This window comes from Hafnia sp. HMSC23F03 (assembly GCF_001816025.1).
GTDB lineage: Bacteria > Pseudomonadota > Gammaproteobacteria > Enterobacterales > Enterobacteriaceae > Hafnia > Hafnia paralvei.
In genome coordinates this window covers 1-15994 of sequence record NZ_KV824231.1, presented here as the reverse complement: position 1 = coordinate 15994, position 15994 = coordinate 1, and the positions used below count along the sequence as shown (strand labels likewise).

At 48.9% G+C, this 15994-nt stretch carries 16 protein-coding genes; 13 read left to right on the top strand and 3 right to left on the bottom strand.

The genetic code is table 11. The features are described from left to right. The first annotated feature begins 2 nt into the window (after positions 1 to 2). The 7 genes from bioF (at position 3) to HMPREF3091_RS12570 (ending at position 6918) form a co-directional block, all read left to right on the top strand. Positions 3 to 1157, top strand: a complete 1155-nt coding sequence (bioF, locus tag HMPREF3091_RS12600) for an 8-amino-7-oxononanoate synthase (protein ID WP_070716234.1) — start codon at positions 3 to 5, stop codon at positions 1155 to 1157. Beyond that, positions 1138 to 1905, top strand: a complete 768-nt coding sequence (gene bioC, locus HMPREF3091_RS12595; protein WP_070716233.1) for a malonyl-ACP O-methyltransferase BioC — start codon at positions 1138 to 1140, stop codon at positions 1903 to 1905. The genes bioF and bioC overlap by 20 nt, the downstream gene beginning before the upstream one ends. Next, on the top strand, positions 1898 to 2605 hold the full coding sequence (bioD, locus tag HMPREF3091_RS12590; RefSeq protein ID WP_070716231.1) for a dethiobiotin synthase: 708 nt from the start codon (positions 1898 to 1900) through the stop codon (positions 2603 to 2605). Before bioC ends, bioD begins: the two co-directional genes overlap by 8 nt. 156 nt (positions 2606 to 2761) lie before the next feature. Then, complete coding sequence (locus HMPREF3091_RS12585) at positions 2762 to 3016, top strand: hypothetical protein (RefSeq protein WP_004096284.1); 255 nt, start codon at positions 2762 to 2764, stop codon at positions 3014 to 3016. 9 nt (positions 3017 to 3025) lie between these two features. Further along, on the top strand, positions 3026 to 3559 hold the full coding sequence (locus tag HMPREF3091_RS12580) for a hypothetical protein (protein ID WP_004096283.1): 534 nt from the start codon (positions 3026 to 3028) through the stop codon (positions 3557 to 3559). 925 nt (positions 3560 to 4484) lie between these two features. Beyond that, the gene (gene uvrB / locus HMPREF3091_RS12575) at positions 4485 to 6503 is read left to right on the top strand and encodes an excinuclease ABC subunit UvrB (protein ID WP_004096277.1); all 2019 of its coding nucleotides are present in this window, start codon (positions 4485 to 4487) and stop codon (positions 6501 to 6503) included. Between the two features lie 118 nt (positions 6504 to 6621). Next, positions 6622 to 6918, top strand: a complete 297-nt coding sequence (locus HMPREF3091_RS12570) for a VF530 family protein (protein ID WP_070716229.1) — start codon at positions 6622 to 6624, stop codon at positions 6916 to 6918. Positions 6919 to 6976: 58 nt separating this feature from the next. On the opposite strand, the gene HMPREF3091_RS12565 is transcribed toward HMPREF3091_RS12570, so the two are convergent. Beyond that, the gene (locus tag HMPREF3091_RS12565) at positions 6977 to 7513 is read right to left on the bottom strand and encodes an NAD(P)H-dependent oxidoreductase (RefSeq protein ID WP_070716227.1); all 537 of its coding nucleotides are present in this window, start codon (positions 7511 to 7513) and stop codon (positions 6977 to 6979) included. Between the two features lie 104 nt (positions 7514 to 7617). Here HMPREF3091_RS12565 and HMPREF3091_RS12560 point away from each other — a divergent pair, with 104 nt between their 5' ends. Then, positions 7618 to 8511: a LysR family transcriptional regulator gene (locus HMPREF3091_RS12560; RefSeq protein ID WP_061060258.1), complete on the top strand. Its 894-nt coding sequence runs from the start codon at positions 7618 to 7620 to the stop codon at positions 8509 to 8511. Between the two features lie 16 nt (positions 8512 to 8527). Here the strand turns inward: HMPREF3091_RS12560 and HMPREF3091_RS12555 are convergent, their stop codons facing one another. Next, on the bottom strand, positions 8528 to 8956 hold the full coding sequence (locus HMPREF3091_RS12555) for a carboxymuconolactone decarboxylase family protein (protein ID WP_004096270.1): 429 nt from the start codon (positions 8954 to 8956) through the stop codon (positions 8528 to 8530). A 131-nt stretch (positions 8957 to 9087) separates the two neighbouring features. On the opposite strand from HMPREF3091_RS12555, the gene HMPREF3091_RS12550 reads away from it, so the two are divergent. Continuing rightward, positions 9088 to 10539, top strand: coding sequence for a MocR-like pyridoxine biosynthesis transcription factor PdxR (locus HMPREF3091_RS12550; RefSeq protein WP_070716226.1), 1452 nt, complete (start codon positions 9088 to 9090; stop codon positions 10537 to 10539). A 57-nt stretch (positions 10540 to 10596) separates the two neighbouring features. Next, positions 10597 to 11541 carry a tRNA dihydrouridine(16) synthase DusC gene (dusC, locus tag HMPREF3091_RS12545; RefSeq protein ID WP_070716223.1) on the top strand — a complete coding sequence of 315 codons (945 nt, stop codon included), beginning with the start codon at positions 10597 to 10599 and terminating at the stop codon, positions 11539 to 11541. 16 nt (positions 11542 to 11557) lie between these two features. Here dusC and HMPREF3091_RS12540 read toward each other — a convergent pair whose 3' ends face one another. Continuing rightward, positions 11558 to 12478, bottom strand: coding sequence for an O-acetylserine/cysteine exporter (locus HMPREF3091_RS12540; RefSeq protein ID WP_004096265.1), 921 nt, complete (start codon positions 12476 to 12478; stop codon positions 11558 to 11560). Between the two features lie 203 nt (positions 12479 to 12681). On the opposite strand from HMPREF3091_RS12540, the gene tam reads away from it, so the two are divergent. From tam to HMPREF3091_RS12525, 3 genes are all read left to right on the top strand, one after another. Further along, entirely contained in the window at positions 12682 to 13470 is a 789-nt protein-coding gene (gene tam, locus HMPREF3091_RS12535; RefSeq protein ID WP_070716221.1) for a trans-aconitate 2-methyltransferase, read from the top strand. A gap of 349 nt (positions 13471 to 13819) precedes the next feature. Further along, positions 13820 to 14764 (top strand): D-alanyl-D-alanine endopeptidase, encoded by a 945-nt coding sequence (gene pbpG / locus HMPREF3091_RS12530; RefSeq protein ID WP_035504114.1) that lies wholly within the window; start codon positions 13820 to 13822, stop codon positions 14762 to 14764. A gap of 165 nt (positions 14765 to 14929) precedes the next feature. Continuing rightward, positions 14930 to 15853 (top strand): DUF808 domain-containing protein, encoded by a 924-nt coding sequence (locus tag HMPREF3091_RS12525; RefSeq protein WP_070716218.1) that lies wholly within the window; start codon positions 14930 to 14932, stop codon positions 15851 to 15853. Positions 15854 to 15994 lie beyond the last annotated feature (141 nt).

Here is a 15994-nt window from a genome sequence, read left to right as displayed (position 1 = left end):
AGATGAGCTTCCAACAAAGAATTGATCAAGGTTTGAGCGAGCGCCGCTCTGCAGGCGCCTATCGTTCACGAACGATCAGCGAAAACGGCAGTGGACGTGAAATCAGCGTTAATGGTCGGCAATATCTCAATTTCTCGTCAAATGATTATCTCGGGCTAAGCCGAGATACCGCGGTAATCCGAGCATGGCAGGAAGGGGCAGACCGCTATGGTGTCGGTAGTGCAGGGTCTGGCCATGTTACCGGCTTCACATCTGCGCATGCTCAGCTTGAACAGGAGTTAGCTGAATGGTTGGGCTACCCGCGAGCGCTCATGTTTATTTCCGGCTATGCGGCGAATCAGGCGGTTATTGCTGCGCTGATGCAAAAAGGGGATTTTATTTTTGCCGATAAGCTCAGCCATGCCTCTCTCATGGAAGCATCGATGCAATCTGATGCGACGCTCCGACGTTTTCAACACAATCAGCCTGACTCTTTAGCGAAATTGCTTAGTAAGAGCGATGGAGGGCAGGCATTGGTGGTCACCGAGGGCGTTTTTAGCATGGATGGAGATAGTGCTCCGCTATCTGCGTTAGCGGAAAAAAGCCGGCAGACTGGGGCATGGCTCATGGTTGATGATGCTCACGGCGTGGGCGTGTGTGGTGAGCAAGGACGCGGAACCTGCGATCAACAGCGCATAAAGCCAGATCTTTTGGTCGTCACCTTTGGCAAAGCATTTGGCCTGAGCGGGGCTGCTGTTTTGTGTTCCGAGTCAGTCGCAGAATATTTTATTCAATTTGCCCGCCATCTGATTTACAGCACGAGTATGCCACCGGCGCAGGCATGTGCTTTACGTGTGGCGCTACAGCAAGTGCGTAAAGGTGATGATTTGCGTGAGCAACTGAAGCATAACGTACAGCTATTTCGACGAGGGTTGGCAGACACCCGTTTACAGCTTGTGGCATCAGACTCGGCAATTCAGCCTGTCATCATCGGTGAAAATCAGGCGGCGTTAGATTTAGCACAAAGCCTACGTGAGCAGGGCATATGGGCAAGCGCCATCCGGCCACCGACGGTACCACCAGGCACCGCGCGCTTGCGTATTACCCTAAGCGCAGTGCATCAGGAACAGGATATTCAGCGCCTGCTGGAGGGTTTTTATGCAGCCATCGACGCTTAGTGTCAATAAATCTGCGATAGCAGCCTCTTTCAGCCGAGCGGCTAACAGCTATGACATCGTCGCTGCTTTTCAGCGCTTGTGCGGCGAAAAACTGTTGGCGCGGGTAAATAACTACGCAGGTCTGAAGGTGCTTGATGCGGGCTGCGGAACGGGATTCTTTAGCCGCCGGTTGCGACATGCAGGAGCGCAGGTGATCGCCCTCGATCTGGCGGCAGGCATGCTGGAGAAAGCTCGCGGCAATGATAGTGCTAATGAGTATATTCTCGCCGATATCGAGCATATTCCGTTGCCCGATGGCAGCGTGGATCTGTGCTTTAGCAATTTGGCGATCCAATGGTGTAGCTCTTTGCATGCGGCTCTAGCCGAAATGCATCGCGTTGTTAAACCTGGCGGTAAAGTAGTTTTTTCTTCTTTGGCTCAGGGATCGCTTGTTGAGCTCGCTGAGGCTTGGCAGCAAGTTGATGGAAAAACACATATCAACCAGTTTCTCGCGTTTGAGTCGATAAAACTCGCCTGTGCGTCGTTTTCCCATGATTTGCAGCTAACGCAGGAAACCGAATTTTATCCTGATGTGATGACGTTGATGAAATCTTTAAAAGGGATTGGCGCCACACATTTGCATCAAGGGCGAGATTCCGGGCTGACGAGCCGCGGCCGTTTTGAACGGTTGGCTAGCGTTTACCCTCAACAAGAAGCCGGTTTTCCGCTGAGCTATCAGCTGGTGACGGGAGTTTTATATCGTGAATGAACAAGAAAAAGATTTATCAAAACTAGGCGAAGCATGGTTTGTGACGGGAACGGACACTGAAGTCGGAAAAACGGTCGTCAGCGCCGCTTTGCTTGAGGCCGCAGCTAACATAGGCAAAGTGACGGCTGGATATAAGCCGGTTGCTTCGGGCAGTGAATGGCGCAATGGCGAGTTGCGCAACACGGATGCGCTAGCTTTGCAGTCTGCCTCGTCAATATCGCTCAGTTATGCGGAGGTGAATCTATACACTTTCGAAGAACCAACGTCACCGCATATTATTAGCGCGGATGAAGGCAAACCTATCGCGTTTTCAGTGATGTCTACGGGCTTACGGGCATTGCGCAAAAAAGCTAACTGGGTTCTGGTTGAAGGGGCGGGAGGATGGTACACGCCGTTGAGTGAGTCCACTTCTTTTGCGCAATGGGCTCAGCAAGAACAACTGCCTGTGATTCTTGTTGTCGGGGTTAAACTTGGCTGTATTAATCACGCTTTACTCACGGCTCAGGCGGTGCAACAGTCAGGGCTAAGACTGGGGGGATGGGTGGCTAACTGTGTGATTGAGCCTGGCCCACGACATGCGGAGTATATGGCAACGCTTCGGCGTTTATTGCCCGTATCCTGCCTCGGTGAAATTCCTCATTTGCCACAGGCGAATGCTAAAACGTTGGCTCGATATTTAGATCTCTCATCCTTGTTCTGATGCAATTCAGCGCTGTGCCAAATTGTTTTGCGCAGCGCATTCCATTCCCGTTGGTTCCCTCTGTTTCGTGCTTTCAATCCATAGTATCTTTCGCTCGTTTCAATGAAGGTTGTCAATTGACAACTCATTGTGTTTTTTTTAAGCTGGGAGCAGAAGATGAGTAGAGCGGTACATCCTAAAAAAGACATTGAGCAGGTGCTGAATTTCGTCGAACAAAATGGGTGGCGCATTGAAGTGGGTGGGAGTCATGCATGGGGAAAAATGTATTGCCCGTACCCGCATGAAAAATGCCGATGTGGTGAGTTTTGCATCACGTGCATTTGGTCTACGCCAAAGAACGCGGTGAATCATGCTCGTCAGCTTAAAAAAGTGGTGGAGCACTGTGCACATCATGAAAAGCAATCAACCTAAGGAGAAAGTATGAAGGATTACGAATTCACGCTGATTTTTTCTTTATCGGACCAGAACGATGATCCGTCGAATTACATTGAGGCTTTAGGGGCGGCTGGGTGTACCGACGCGACAATTGGCGTCGGAGTCAATGGGCGTATTGCACTGAGCTTTTGCCGTGAGGCAAAAGATGCGTGTGAGGCGATATCCAGTGCGATTAAGGATGTACTCAGCGCGATCCCAAACGCAGTGCTATCTGAAGCAGCGCCTGACTTTGTTGGGTTAACGGATATCGCGGAACGCGTGGGGTTTTCTCGCCAGAATATGCGCAAATTGATGGAGCAAGGAGGGATGAGTTTCCCCGCGCCTTTACATCAGGGGAAGACCTCAATTTGGCATCTTGCTAACGTTTTGACATGGCTAAGGGATGTTAAACATTATGCCATTGATACCCGTTTGCTTGAGCTCGCGGCGGTTAATATGCAATGTAATTTGCATCGATCTCTTAACGAAGCCGATAGCCGCTATCAGCGAGAGATCTCGGGGTGGTTGGAAAAGCCATGATTGTAACCTCATCATTTTTAGTGAATGCAACAAGCGCAGCAAAAATTTGTACAAAAGACTAACAATCAACGGGCATGAAAGGTATGCAGGGTTGAGGCAGGCGTTGAAAATTAAATGTGATCTAAAACACATAAAAAACTGAGTGATAATTGCCCATTTATTGCTCACCTCGGCGGTGCTCAAAATAAGTACAGCAGCATGGTCGTCGTTCATCATGCACATAAAAGATCAAGCGCTGAATCGCCGCATGACGAAATAAGTTTTTCGAGCAAGTGCTTTTGTTAGTGCGAATAAGTATATAAAGAAGAAAAAATAGCTAAAAAATTAACTAAAAAAAGCACTCCAGAGTCGATTTGCCAACAGATTGTCATTTTTCCGTAACTCAAGCGCCAAGCGGAGTGGTGCAAGTTATCCACTATTCCTGTGGATAACCTTGTGCATTAGGTTTAGAGAACTCGTTAAAATCCAGAGCCAGAGCGGCTTGCGCCTGCGTTGGTTGTTATGGTGTCTATATTTTATAATTCTTAATATTCAATGGGTTATTTAAAATCAAGCAATAGGTTAAGAATCGTGTTGCGCAACGAATCGGGCTTGACAAGCACCGGGCAAAAAAGTTAATTCGCGCGGTGTCTTGGGGATAAATGTCACCATCAGGTGAAAATTGTAAAACAGATGTAATTCGTAGTTTTCTGCTGCCCCATTTCGTCGCAAACAGCCGCGAGAGAATGTACAAAACAGTGCATAGATGGTTTAAAGCTGGATTTATATCCAGTATCATGAGATTTCAATCGCTGATGAATGTGCGCAACACATTTTGTCAGTGGCAAAATTTGGCAGGACTTCCATACTCAATGCCTGATGATTCGGTATTTGAAATGGTGTAGCCCTTCTAAGAGACAAATGCATTTCAGCAAGGTGTTGATCCATGAGTAAAACGTTCAAGTTGCATTCTGCATTCAAGCCAGACGGCGATCAGCCAGAGGCTATTCGTCGTTTAGAGGCTGGTTTAGAGAACGGCTTGGCACATCAGACGCTGTTGGGGGTTACGGGATCGGGTAAGACCTTTACGATTGCCAACGTGATTGCCGATCTTAACCGTCCAACCATGGTTATGGCGCCGAACAAAACCCTCGCCGCACAGCTCTACGGCGAAATGAAGCAGTTTTTTCCTGAAAATGCCGTTGAGTATTTTGTCTCTTATTACGATTACTACCAGCCTGAAGCCTATGTGCCAAGTTCTGATACCTTCATTGAGAAAGACTCCTCGGTAAACGAACATATTGAGCAAATGCGCCTTTCAGCCACCAAAGCGTTGCTGGAGCGTAAAGATGTCATTGTGGTGGCTTCTGTTTCTGCCATCTATGGTTTGGGCGATCCTGATGCCTACCTCAAGATGATGTTGCATCTAACGCGTGGGATGATTATCGATCAGCGCGCCATTTTGCGCCGTTTATCAGAACTGCAATATGCGCGTAATGACCAAGCGTTTCAGCGTGGTACGTTCCGTGTTCGTGGGGAGGTGATCGACATTTTCCCCGCAGAGTCGGAAGACGAGGCGCTGCGCGTTGAGTTGTTTGATGAAGAAGTCGAGCGGCTATCGCTATTTGACCCTTTAACCGGCCAACTGATACAAGAAGTTCAGCGCTTTACGGTTTATCCAAAGACGCATTACGTTACGCCGCGCGAGCGTATCTTGCAGGCAATGGAAGAGATTAAGGTCGATTTAGCAGAGCGCAGGCAGGTGCTGTTGGCGAACAATAAACTGCTGGAAGAGCAGCGTTTGACGCAGAGAACCCAATTTGACCTCGAAATGATGAACGAGTTGGGCTACTGCTCTGGTATCGAAAACTATTCCCGCTATCTCTCGGGTCGTAAGCCGGGCGAAGCGCCTCCTACCCTGTTTGATTATTTGCCAGCCGATGGTTTGCTGGTCATCGATGAATCCCACGTAACCATTCCGCAAATTGGTGGGATGTATCGAGGTGACCGAGCGCGTAAAGAAACGCTGGTGGAATACGGTTTCCGCTTACCGTCCGCCCTAGATAACCGTCCGATGCGATTTGAAGAGTTTGAGGCGCTAGCACCGCAAACTATTTATGTATCGGCAACGCCGGGTAATTATGAGCTGGAAAAATCCGGTGGTGATATTGTTGATCAGGTCGTTCGCCCAACGGGTCTGTTGGATCCGCTGATTGAAGTGCGCCCAGTGGCAACACAGGTGGATGATTTACTGTCTGAGATCCGAATTCGTGAAGCGATTAATGAGCGTGTGCTCGTGACTACGCTGACCAAGCGTATGGCTGAGGATTTAACTGAGTATCTGGATGAACACGGTGTACGAGTTCGCTATCTGCACTCTGATATTGATACCGTGGAGCGAGTGGAGATTATTCGCGATCTACGCCTTGGCGAATTTGACGTTTTGGTTGGGATCAACCTGTTGCGAGAAGGGCTCGATATGCCTGAAGTCTCGCTGGTGGCTATTTTAGACGCGGATAAAGAAGGTTTCCTGCGTTCTGAACGTTCGTTGATTCAGACTATTGGTCGAGCAGCGCGTAACCTTAATGGTAAGGCGATTTTGTATGGTGACCGCATTACCAACTCGATGGAAAAAGCGATTGGCGAGACCGAACGTCGCCGAGCGAAACAGCAAGCCTATAACCTTGAGCACGGTATTACGCCTCAGGCGCTGAATAAGAAAGTCTCGGACATTCTGCAACTGGGAGAAGCATCTTCACGTAGCAAAGGAAAACATGGGCGTAGCAGCAAAGCCGCCGAGTCTTCAGCAGCGTACCAAGCTTTGTCTCCGAAACAAATTGAGCAGAGAATCCGTGATTTGGAAGCGCAGATGTATAAGCATGCCCAAAACCTTGAGTTTGAGGAAGCGGCAAGCTTAAGAGACGATATTCAGGCGCTGCGCGATCAGTTTATTGCGATGTCTTAGCTTCTGGCGTGATGCTTAGATCGGGTACTACTGCGGCTTGCACTCTTAGGCCGCAGTCAGTATGGTGTGCGAAAAATTTATCAAACTCGCAACGAGTTAATCGCTGACAGGAATTTCCATGAGCGCTCAATCTTCTAAAGACCCTTTGCACGGCGTTACGCTTGAAGCTTTGCTGACATCTCTGGTAGCGCGTTATGGCTGGGCTGAATTGGCTAAAATCATCAACATCAACTGCTTTAAGAGTGACCCGAGCATTAAATCTAGCCTTAAGTTTTTACGTCGTACCCCATGGGCGCGACAAAAAGTCGAAGAGTTGTATATTGATTCACTTGCCGATGTTCCCGCTGCGGCCTCTGTTGCGCCTGCAGAAAGTCCTTGGGATAAGTGGGAAGAGAGGAAATTATCTGACAGTTAGGTTTACAAGGCTAGCTGCCCCGCTGTAGCGAGATCGGCTAGCCAAATTAGAGACTATTTTAGCCTGCGCTTTGCAATTCTCGGATCCGAGTCAGTAATCCATTAACGCCATCATCAATCAATCGATCGGTAATATCGTTAGCGCCTTGAATCAGATAAGGCTCTAGCCAATGCATTCCCACCAAGTGACACATATTATTAAATGGCAGGAGTAAATCGGCTACAGGATATCGGTTATATCCCTCGGCGGTATACGCCTGTGCATTACCGCCGGTTGAAGTCGCTACCATGAGTGATTTACCGTGTAGCGCTTTGCCTTGGCTACCGTAAGCAAAACCATAGGTTAATACTGCATCTTGCCATTCTTTCAGAATAGCCGGCGAGCTATACCAATAGAAAGGGAACAGCATAACGACAACATCGTGTTCCTTAAGCAGCTTTTGCTCACGTTCAATATCGATGGAATAGTCTGGATATTCACGCATTAGCTCATGAACGGTCACATTTTTTTGGGTTTTCAAGGCATCAATAGCTGCATGGCTTATACGTGATTGATCGGGAAAACGGTGGGCGGCTAATACCAAAATTTTTTTCATAGGGTTTCCATTGACGTTTATTGCGATGGCGGCATTTTTCCATTTTTATCTTTACGGGTGTAGCCTGTAAAAATGCAAATCTGTTTCAACTAAAGGTTAATAGCATGTCACTGCCAACCGATGTCTATCGATTGATTCCCGCTTTTTTGGCGTCAGCCGATGCGCAAAGCTTTTCTGCTGCGGCTCGCCAGTTAGGTATCAGTGCAGCCGCCGTTAGCAAGAATGTGAGAGTGCTAGAAACGCGTTTAAATATGCGCTTATTTGCACGTAATACCCATTTCGTTGTGCTAACCGAGGAGGGGCGCCAATTTCGCCAGCGGATAGCACCGGTCTGGCAGGCATTAAATCAGGCATTGGACAATCGTTCGCCCTATGAAGAACCCTCAGGATTAGTGCGTGTTAGCGTGATCCCCGGCTTTGGCCGACATCGTCTCATGCCGTTGATTCCTGTTTTCCAGCAGCGTTTCCCCCAGGTACGGATCGATCTTGAAATGGAACCGCGTTTGGTTAACCTGATAGCCGAGAATATTGATGTGGCTATCGGTCAGAGAACGGCGACAGACAGTCGTCTCATTGGACGCGAACTAGGCTCCGCATCGAGTAACATGGCGGCGTCTCCTAACTATTTAGCTCGCTTTGGTATACCGCAAACCTTGGGCGATCTGGCATCACATCGCCGTTTACTGCATCGCAATCCGGGTAACGGTAAATTGCTGTGCTGGTGGGATGATGAAACTAGCGTAAGTGAAGAGCAGGCAGCTTTTATCTCCACATCGCCAGACACGCTGGTTGATGCGGCACTTTGCGATATGGGAATTGTGTGTTTGGCTGATTGGTATCTTGAAGAGCATTTTCGTAATGAGCGTCTGATACCTATCCTTAAACCATTTTGGCCGCGTGCACGCTCCATGCACATTTGGTATCCCTCGGCGGATTTGCCGCCGAGAGTGCGAGCATGGGTAGACTTTGTGTTAGCTCAGTTTCCACCCCAAGCCTAGCAATAACGGTATTTTATTATTGACGCATGCTGATGGCCATGCGATTGAAGGCGTTCATTAAGCTGATGGCGAAGGTTAAATCGGCGATTTCGGCATCGCTAAAGTGTGTTTTTAGCTCTGCAAACAGCTCATCCGAGGTTCCACAGTAGGAGATATCGGTTACCGCTTCAGCCCACGCTAACGCAGCACGCTCGCGCTCATCAAAAGGCTCAGCCATACGCCATCCGGCTAAAATGTCCATTTTGTTTTGACTATAGCCCGCTTTGCGCAGAGCAGTGCTGTGCATATCTAAACAAAATGCGCAGCCGTTAATTTGCGAAATGCGTAGGTAAACTAATTCTACAATATGCCCTAGAGAGCTTTTGCTTAATGCTATGCTGGTTTGGATAAGGCCGTTGTAAGCCTCTGGGGATAGTTTGCCATAGGCGAGACGGAGTTGAGACATGGTGTTTTCTCCACAAATAGGTGAGTTATTGCATCATTTTAATGGTGCAGTCATTGTTTGATAGCACGACTTTACGCTGAATATGGACTAGCATATAGAGCCATATTTTTACTATTTTTATAGGCCATAAAATGGCAGAGCCCTACGAATTCCTTTTTATTGATCTCTCGTCCAAAGAACCCATCTATCGTCAGATTTATCAGCGCATTAAGTCAGCGATTACCGATGGCGTACTCTCATCGGGTGAACGTTTGCCTTCGCTGCGGGGATTAGCCAGCGATCTTAACGTGGCGCGAGGAACGGTTGAGGCTGCCTATGCGCTGCTGAGCGGTGAAGGATATATTGAAAACAGCGGTCAAGGAGGAACGCGAGTCTCCCAGCGATTAATCGCGCCTAAATTAACAGAGACGCCAAAAAAATTCGCTGAAATGCCACGCCATGCAGGTATGCCGTCACCTTCTGCGCAGTTGCTGCCATTTCAATTGGGTGTTCCGGCCTTGGATGCATTTCCGCTTGGCCAGTGGAACCGACTATTGGCGCAGTGCGCACGACAGACCACCAGAGAGGAACTTTCTCATCCTGCCCCGCAAGGCTATTTGCCGTTGCGAGAAGCACTGGCGGGGTATTTACAAATTTCTCGTGGTATCCGCTGTTCGGCACAGCAAATCTTTATTGCAGCGGGGTATCGATCCGCATTATCGCTGATTGCGCACGCTGTTTTATCTCGTGATGATTCTGTTTGGCTCGAAGAACCCTGTTTTCCGTTCCCGTGGCATGTTTTGCAGAGTTTGGGAGTGAATACCATTCCTGTGCCAGTTGATGACCAAGGGATATGCGTAGAGGAGGGGATTAAACAGTCCCCTCAGGCGCTCTCTGCCTTGGTGACTCCAGCGCACCACAGCCCATTGGGGCTGAGTTTAAGTTTGCCGCGGCGTATGCAGCTATTAGCATGGGCTCAGCATGAACAGCGTTGGATTATTGAGGATGACTATGACGGAGAATTCCATTATCAAGGGCATCCGCTGCCCGCGCTGAAAAGTTTAGATCGGCTTGACCGCGTACTGTACGTTGGAACGTTTAGCAAAGTCCTTTTCCCCGGATTGCGCATCGCCTATGTGGTGGCTCCCGAGCAGTTACTCCCTCAGTTCCATCAAACTCTGCGCACCTATCCTTGCGTTTGCCCCACATTGATGCAGGCTACGGCAGCGCAGTTTATTCACTCAGGTCAGTTTTATCGTCATCTTAAAAAAATGCGTAGCCTGTATGCTCAGCGCCGCATGTGGCTGGCTCAGGCGTTGAAGCAGCAAACGCAATATCGATTAACGACTGAGCTTCAGGCTGGTGGGATGCATCTGTTGGTGCGGTTGCCTGACGGCTTTGATGATACTTTGGTTGAACGAGAGGCGCGTGTGCAAGGGCTTGCAGTAGAGGCGCTCAGCGTTTGGTATCACGGCGCAGCTCCAGCTTCGCAGGGTTTGATTCTAGGATTCACTAACGTTGAAAGCGAAGAGATGGCGCGGCGCTGGGTTAACATCTTGCTGAATGTTTTGGCGCGCTGTTCAACCATTGCGGATAGGCGCTGAACTCAGTACCATTTGCGCCTCAATTTTTCGCCTTTGATACGGTGGTAGGCCATAACCATGCAGACAGTAAAACGCGTGCTTTTAGCACCGATGGAAGGCGTTCTCGATTCTCTAGTCCGTGAATTGCTCACGGAGGTGAATGATTACGATCTATGCATCACCGAATTTGTTCGCGTGGTGGATAGCTTACTGCCTGAAAAAGTGTACTACCGACTCTGCCCAGAGCTGGCACATCAGAGTCGTACGCCTTCAGGAACCGCGGTTCGCGTACAGCTATTGGGGCAGTATCCGCAGTGGCTGGCAGAAAACGCCGCCCGCGCCGTGGAACTGGGTTCTTGGGGGGTGGATTTAAACTGTGGTTGCCCATCAAAGATGGTTAACGGTAGCGGTGGCGGTGCAACGTTACTGAAAGATCCTGAGATGATTTATCAGGGCGCTAAAGCGATGCGCGAGGCGGTTCCGGCACATTTGCCCGTAACGGTAAAAGTGCGTTTGGGGTGGGACTCAGGCGATCGTCAGTTTGAGATCGCAGATGCTGTCGAGCAGGCCGGAGCAACTGAAATCACCGTTCATGGCCGAACCAAAGAAGATGGCTATAAGGCTGAGAAGATCAATTGGGCGGCTATAGGCAAGATCCGTCAGCGCTTGAGCATTCCGGTGATTGCCAACGGTGAGATTTGGGACTGGCAAAGTGCGCAGGATTGTATGGCGGCGACGGGTTGTGACTCGGTCATGATCGGTCGAGGGGCGCTGAACGTGCCGAATCTGAGCCGAGTGATCAAATACCATGAGCCGAAAATGCCGTGGCCTGAGGTCATGCTGCTACTCAAAAAATATGTGCGGCTGGAAAAGCAGGGCGATACCGGCTTATATCACGTTGCTCGAATTAAACAGTGGCTTGGCTATTTGCGCAAAGAATATACAGAAGCCTCGGAGGTTTTCAGCGAGATTCGCGCATTAAAAACCTCGCCAGACATTGCGCGTGCGATTGAGAGGCTTTAGCCATATTTCTGCACCACTAATCTTTTTCGATAGCAGGACAATGCATTCGTTTTGTCATCATCCTTCCTCCAAACACGTTAATCAGCAATCCCAGCATAATCAGTAATAAACCATAGATTTGCAGAGTAGCAATTTGCTCTCCTAAAATCAGTGCTCCGCTGGTGAGTCCCACCACTGGGACGAGTAGCGCAAAGGGTGTCACACGCCAGGTTTCATAGCGGGTGAGTAGACGTCCCCAGAGGCCATATCCAACGTGAGTTGAGAGAAATGCGATATAGCAGAGTGCCAAAATCGTAGGAAGATGAATATTCGTCAGGCTGTTTTCAATGGCCGCTTGTCCCTCGAACAGCCATGAACAGAGCAGGAATGGCAGGATTGGCACCAGAGCACTCCAAACAACTAACGACATTATGCTGGTCGTGCCAGCGTTTTGCATGATGGAGCGATTAGTGATATTGCCGCATGCCCATGAAAAGCCAGCTGCCAAAGTAAACAGGAGGGCGATTAATGGAATGTCGGTTAAGTTCCCCGTCATCCCACCTTTGGCAAGCACAAACATTCCTGCAGCAGCAAGCAGGATGCCCACGATTTGGCTACGTTTGACTTTTTCGCCAAGAATAAGAGCGCCGAGTAGTACGCTGAAGAAAACCTGTGATTGTAAAACGACGGAAGCAATACCAGACGGCATTCCCAGATTGATTGCGCAGAATAAAAAAGCAAATTGTGCAAAGCTGATGGTCAGGCCATAAATGACAATCCCTTTCAGCGGGATCTTTGGGCGTGGGATAAAGAAAATGGCTGGAAAAACCACTAATATAAAGCGTAATGCACCAAGCAATAAAGGCGGCATACCGTGCAGGCCAACTTTGATAACGACAAAGTTTACGCCCCAAATAACCACGACGCACAGTGCCAACAACATATCTCTAACGGACATTCTTTACTCCTTGAAGAGACGCATTTTTATTTCTGAAAGTGGCTTGAATGGGAAACTATAGCTAAAGTCTTCAGGGTGAGAAACCACGTCACTAGATATGTCTAGAATAAAGATAAAGGCCGCATTGTTCCGCCCTTTGGCTGCGTGGCAAACGGTGATCTTGGGGATTCAACAGAACATTCTGCTTATTAGAGGGAAACGCCATGAGTGATTGGGATCCGGAGCTTTATTTACGTTTTGAAGCTGAAAGAACGCGGCCTGCGCGCGAGTTGCTTGCCAGAATCGATCGCCCTGATGCGCAACGGGTGAGTGATTTAGGGTGTGGTCCCGGCAATAGCACTGAGCTTTTGGCTCAGTCTTGGCCACAGGCTCAGGTGACTGGTGTTGACACCTCATTGGCGATGCTGCAAAAAGCGCAAAAAAGGCTGCCGCACTGTTCCTTTGTACAATCGGATATTAGCCACTGGCAGCCAGATGAAGCGCAGGATGTTATTTACGCTAACGCGGCTCTGCAGTGGGTATTAGATCATGAAACTCTGCTGCCGCATTTAGTCTCTCAACTGGCTGACAATGGGATCCTTGCGATTCAAATGCCGGATAATCTTAATCAACCGTCTCATGCGTTGATGCGCAAAGTTGCCTCTGAGGGGCCGTGGACGCACTTGAATGCTGAAGCAGAGTCCGTACGCAAAAAGCTACTAACGACGGAAGAGTATTACGATCTGCTGGCTTTGCAGGGCTGTGAAGTGGATATCTGGCGTACCACTTATTATCACGTGATGCCATCTGCCTCGGCGATTATCGAGTGGTTGAGTTCCACTGGCCTGCGTCCTTTCCTTGATAAGCTGGACGAAGAACAACAACCTGAGTTTCTTCGCCGTTACTTAAATGAGCTGGAAAAGGTCTATACCCCACGCGCAGATGGAAAAGTGCTGCTCGCGTTTCCGCGGCTATTTATTGTTGCTCGTAACGTTGAAAACGGCGCCATTTAAGAGGTTAGCGTTTTGGTTAGGTAGTAACGCTGCTGATCTTTAGAATAATCGTTGAGCGTAAGCGGTAGTTGATAGCCCTGCTTCTCGTAAATTCATGGTTGTTCCTCAGACGAATAATGTTCTTAAGTATTAATCTGGCAAATGAATTGATGCTTGAATATCTGGCTCACAAACAGAAACATAATTCTCACATCTTCTCGTAGCTGAAATATTCACGTTAAGAGTATGATTATCGCCAGCTTGTCGGCCTGCAGCCTACGTGTGGCGCGGCAAGCCGCGTTCCGAGGATTTTTTGCATACCCATTTGTGCTCCCCTCGGTGTCATCGAACATTTGATTGATATGTGATCATGCCTGTAAAACTTCGATATTCCTTATTAAGTCTGTTGCTGCTAGGCAGCAGCGTGGCCAGCGTTCCTTCTGTGCTCGCAAGTGAGAACGCGCCAACAACGCACAATGCCTCATCGCTGGTATTGGCGTCAGGCAGTGCAATGGTGGTGGATTTAAAAACGCATAACGTCATTTATTCGAGTAATCCCGATGTGCAGGTGCCGATTGCCTCTATTACCAAATTAATGACGGCGATGGTCGCGTTAGATGCCAAGCCCGCCATGGATGAAGTCATTTCGGTGGATATCCACAATACCAAAGAATTAAAAGGTGTCTTTTCTCGCGTACGCGTGGGCAGTGAAGTGAGTCGTCGTCAGATGATGCTTATGGCGCTTATGTCGTCAGAAAACCGCGCTGCGGCGAGCTTGGCTCACCATTATCCTGGCGGTTACAATGCGTTTATTAAGGCGATGAACGCTAAAGCACGTTCATTAGGGATGACACATACTCGATACGTTGAACCAACGGGGCTTTCCGTCAAGAACGTTTCAACTGCGCGTGATTTAACCAAGCTGTTAGCTGCCAGCAAAAATTATCCTTTGATTAGCCAGCTCAGCACCACCGAAACTCAGTCAGTGACTTTCTCGAATCCGGTCTATACCGAAACATTTAACAACACTAACCATTTGGTGCGTAATGATAAATGGGCAATTCAGTTGACCAAAACGGGGTTCACCAATCAGGCGGGACACTGTTTGGCGATGCGCACCACTATCGGTGGCCGTCAGGTGGCGTTAGTGGTTCTCGATGCCTTTGGCAAATATACCCATTTTGCTGATGCGAATCGCCTGCGTGACTGGATGCTGACCGGTAAGGCCGCGCCTGTTCCTGCTGCGGCATTAAGCTACAAAAAACAAAAGGGCATTCATCAAGCTGGCAGCGTACAGGTTGCTGAAAATAAATAATTTTTGATTTGAGGGTGATTCCCTAAACGAATCAGAATTCATTCGCGGCAGAGGAAAATACCTCTGCCGTTTTTTTATGGCCGCTACCAAGTTCAGAGATTAACGCGACATTTTTCCCCCTTGCCCCTATGATTATCTCAGTGATTAAAGCTTAAGGATTTCAATGTGGCTGGTGGTAGTTTACTGACGTTATTAGATGATATTGCTTCGGTGCTGGATGACGTGGCGCTGATGAGCAAAATGGCTGCGCGCAAAACCGCAGGCGTTTTAGGTGATGATTTAGCGCTGAATGCGCAGCAGGTGACCGGCGTTTCAGCCGATCGAGAGTTGCCGGTAGTATGGGCGGTAGCAAAGGGATCGCTGCTTAATAAGGTGATTTTAGTCCCGCTAGCGCTGTTAATTAGCGCTTTCGCGCCGTGGGCGATTACTCCGTTACTGATGCTGGGCGGCGCTTTTCTTTGCTATGAAGGCTTTGAAAAGCTGGCACATAAAGTCATGCACGGCAAAGAGGAAAAGCACTCATCCGAATCGAAACCTGAAGAAAAAGTGCCAGACGATTTACGAGCATACGAGAAAAGTAAGGTAAAAGGCGCAGTGCGTACCGACTTTATTCTATCTGCAGAAATTGTCGCCATCACTTTAGGCACGGTAGCGAGTGCACCGTTTCTCCAGCAGGTGATTGTGCTCAGCGGCATTGCGTTGGTGATGACGCTGGGTGTTTACGGCATTGTGGCTGGTATCGTAAAACTGGACGATTTAGGCCTATGGATGAGTAAAAAAAGCTCGGCGCTGGTTCAACGTGTCGGTGGCTGGATCGTGGATGTTGCCCCTTACCTGATGAAAATCCTCTCCGTAGTGGGAACGGCCGCGATGTTTATGGTCGGTGGTGGCATTATCGTGCATGGCCTACCGTGGATTCACCACTATTTTGAACATTTAGCCGAAAGTGGAGCCGATTTACCAACGATAGGCACCGTGATTTCTGGCATAGGTCCAACTGTGCTGAATATGGTGTTTGGTGTTATCGCTGGAGCCGTGGTTCTGCTGGTGGTTAGCGGTGTAGGGAAATTGATTCCGAGGAAGGGGTGAGGTTTTGTTGGTATATCTCACTGGTTAATATTTTGCCTTCCTGTTGTTTATGAGGCTTGAGTGAAATATTTCGTTCGCCGGTCAGTATTTGCGTTTCCATGAGACTACTGGCGAAGGCGACCGATGAGAGCCCCGTTGCGC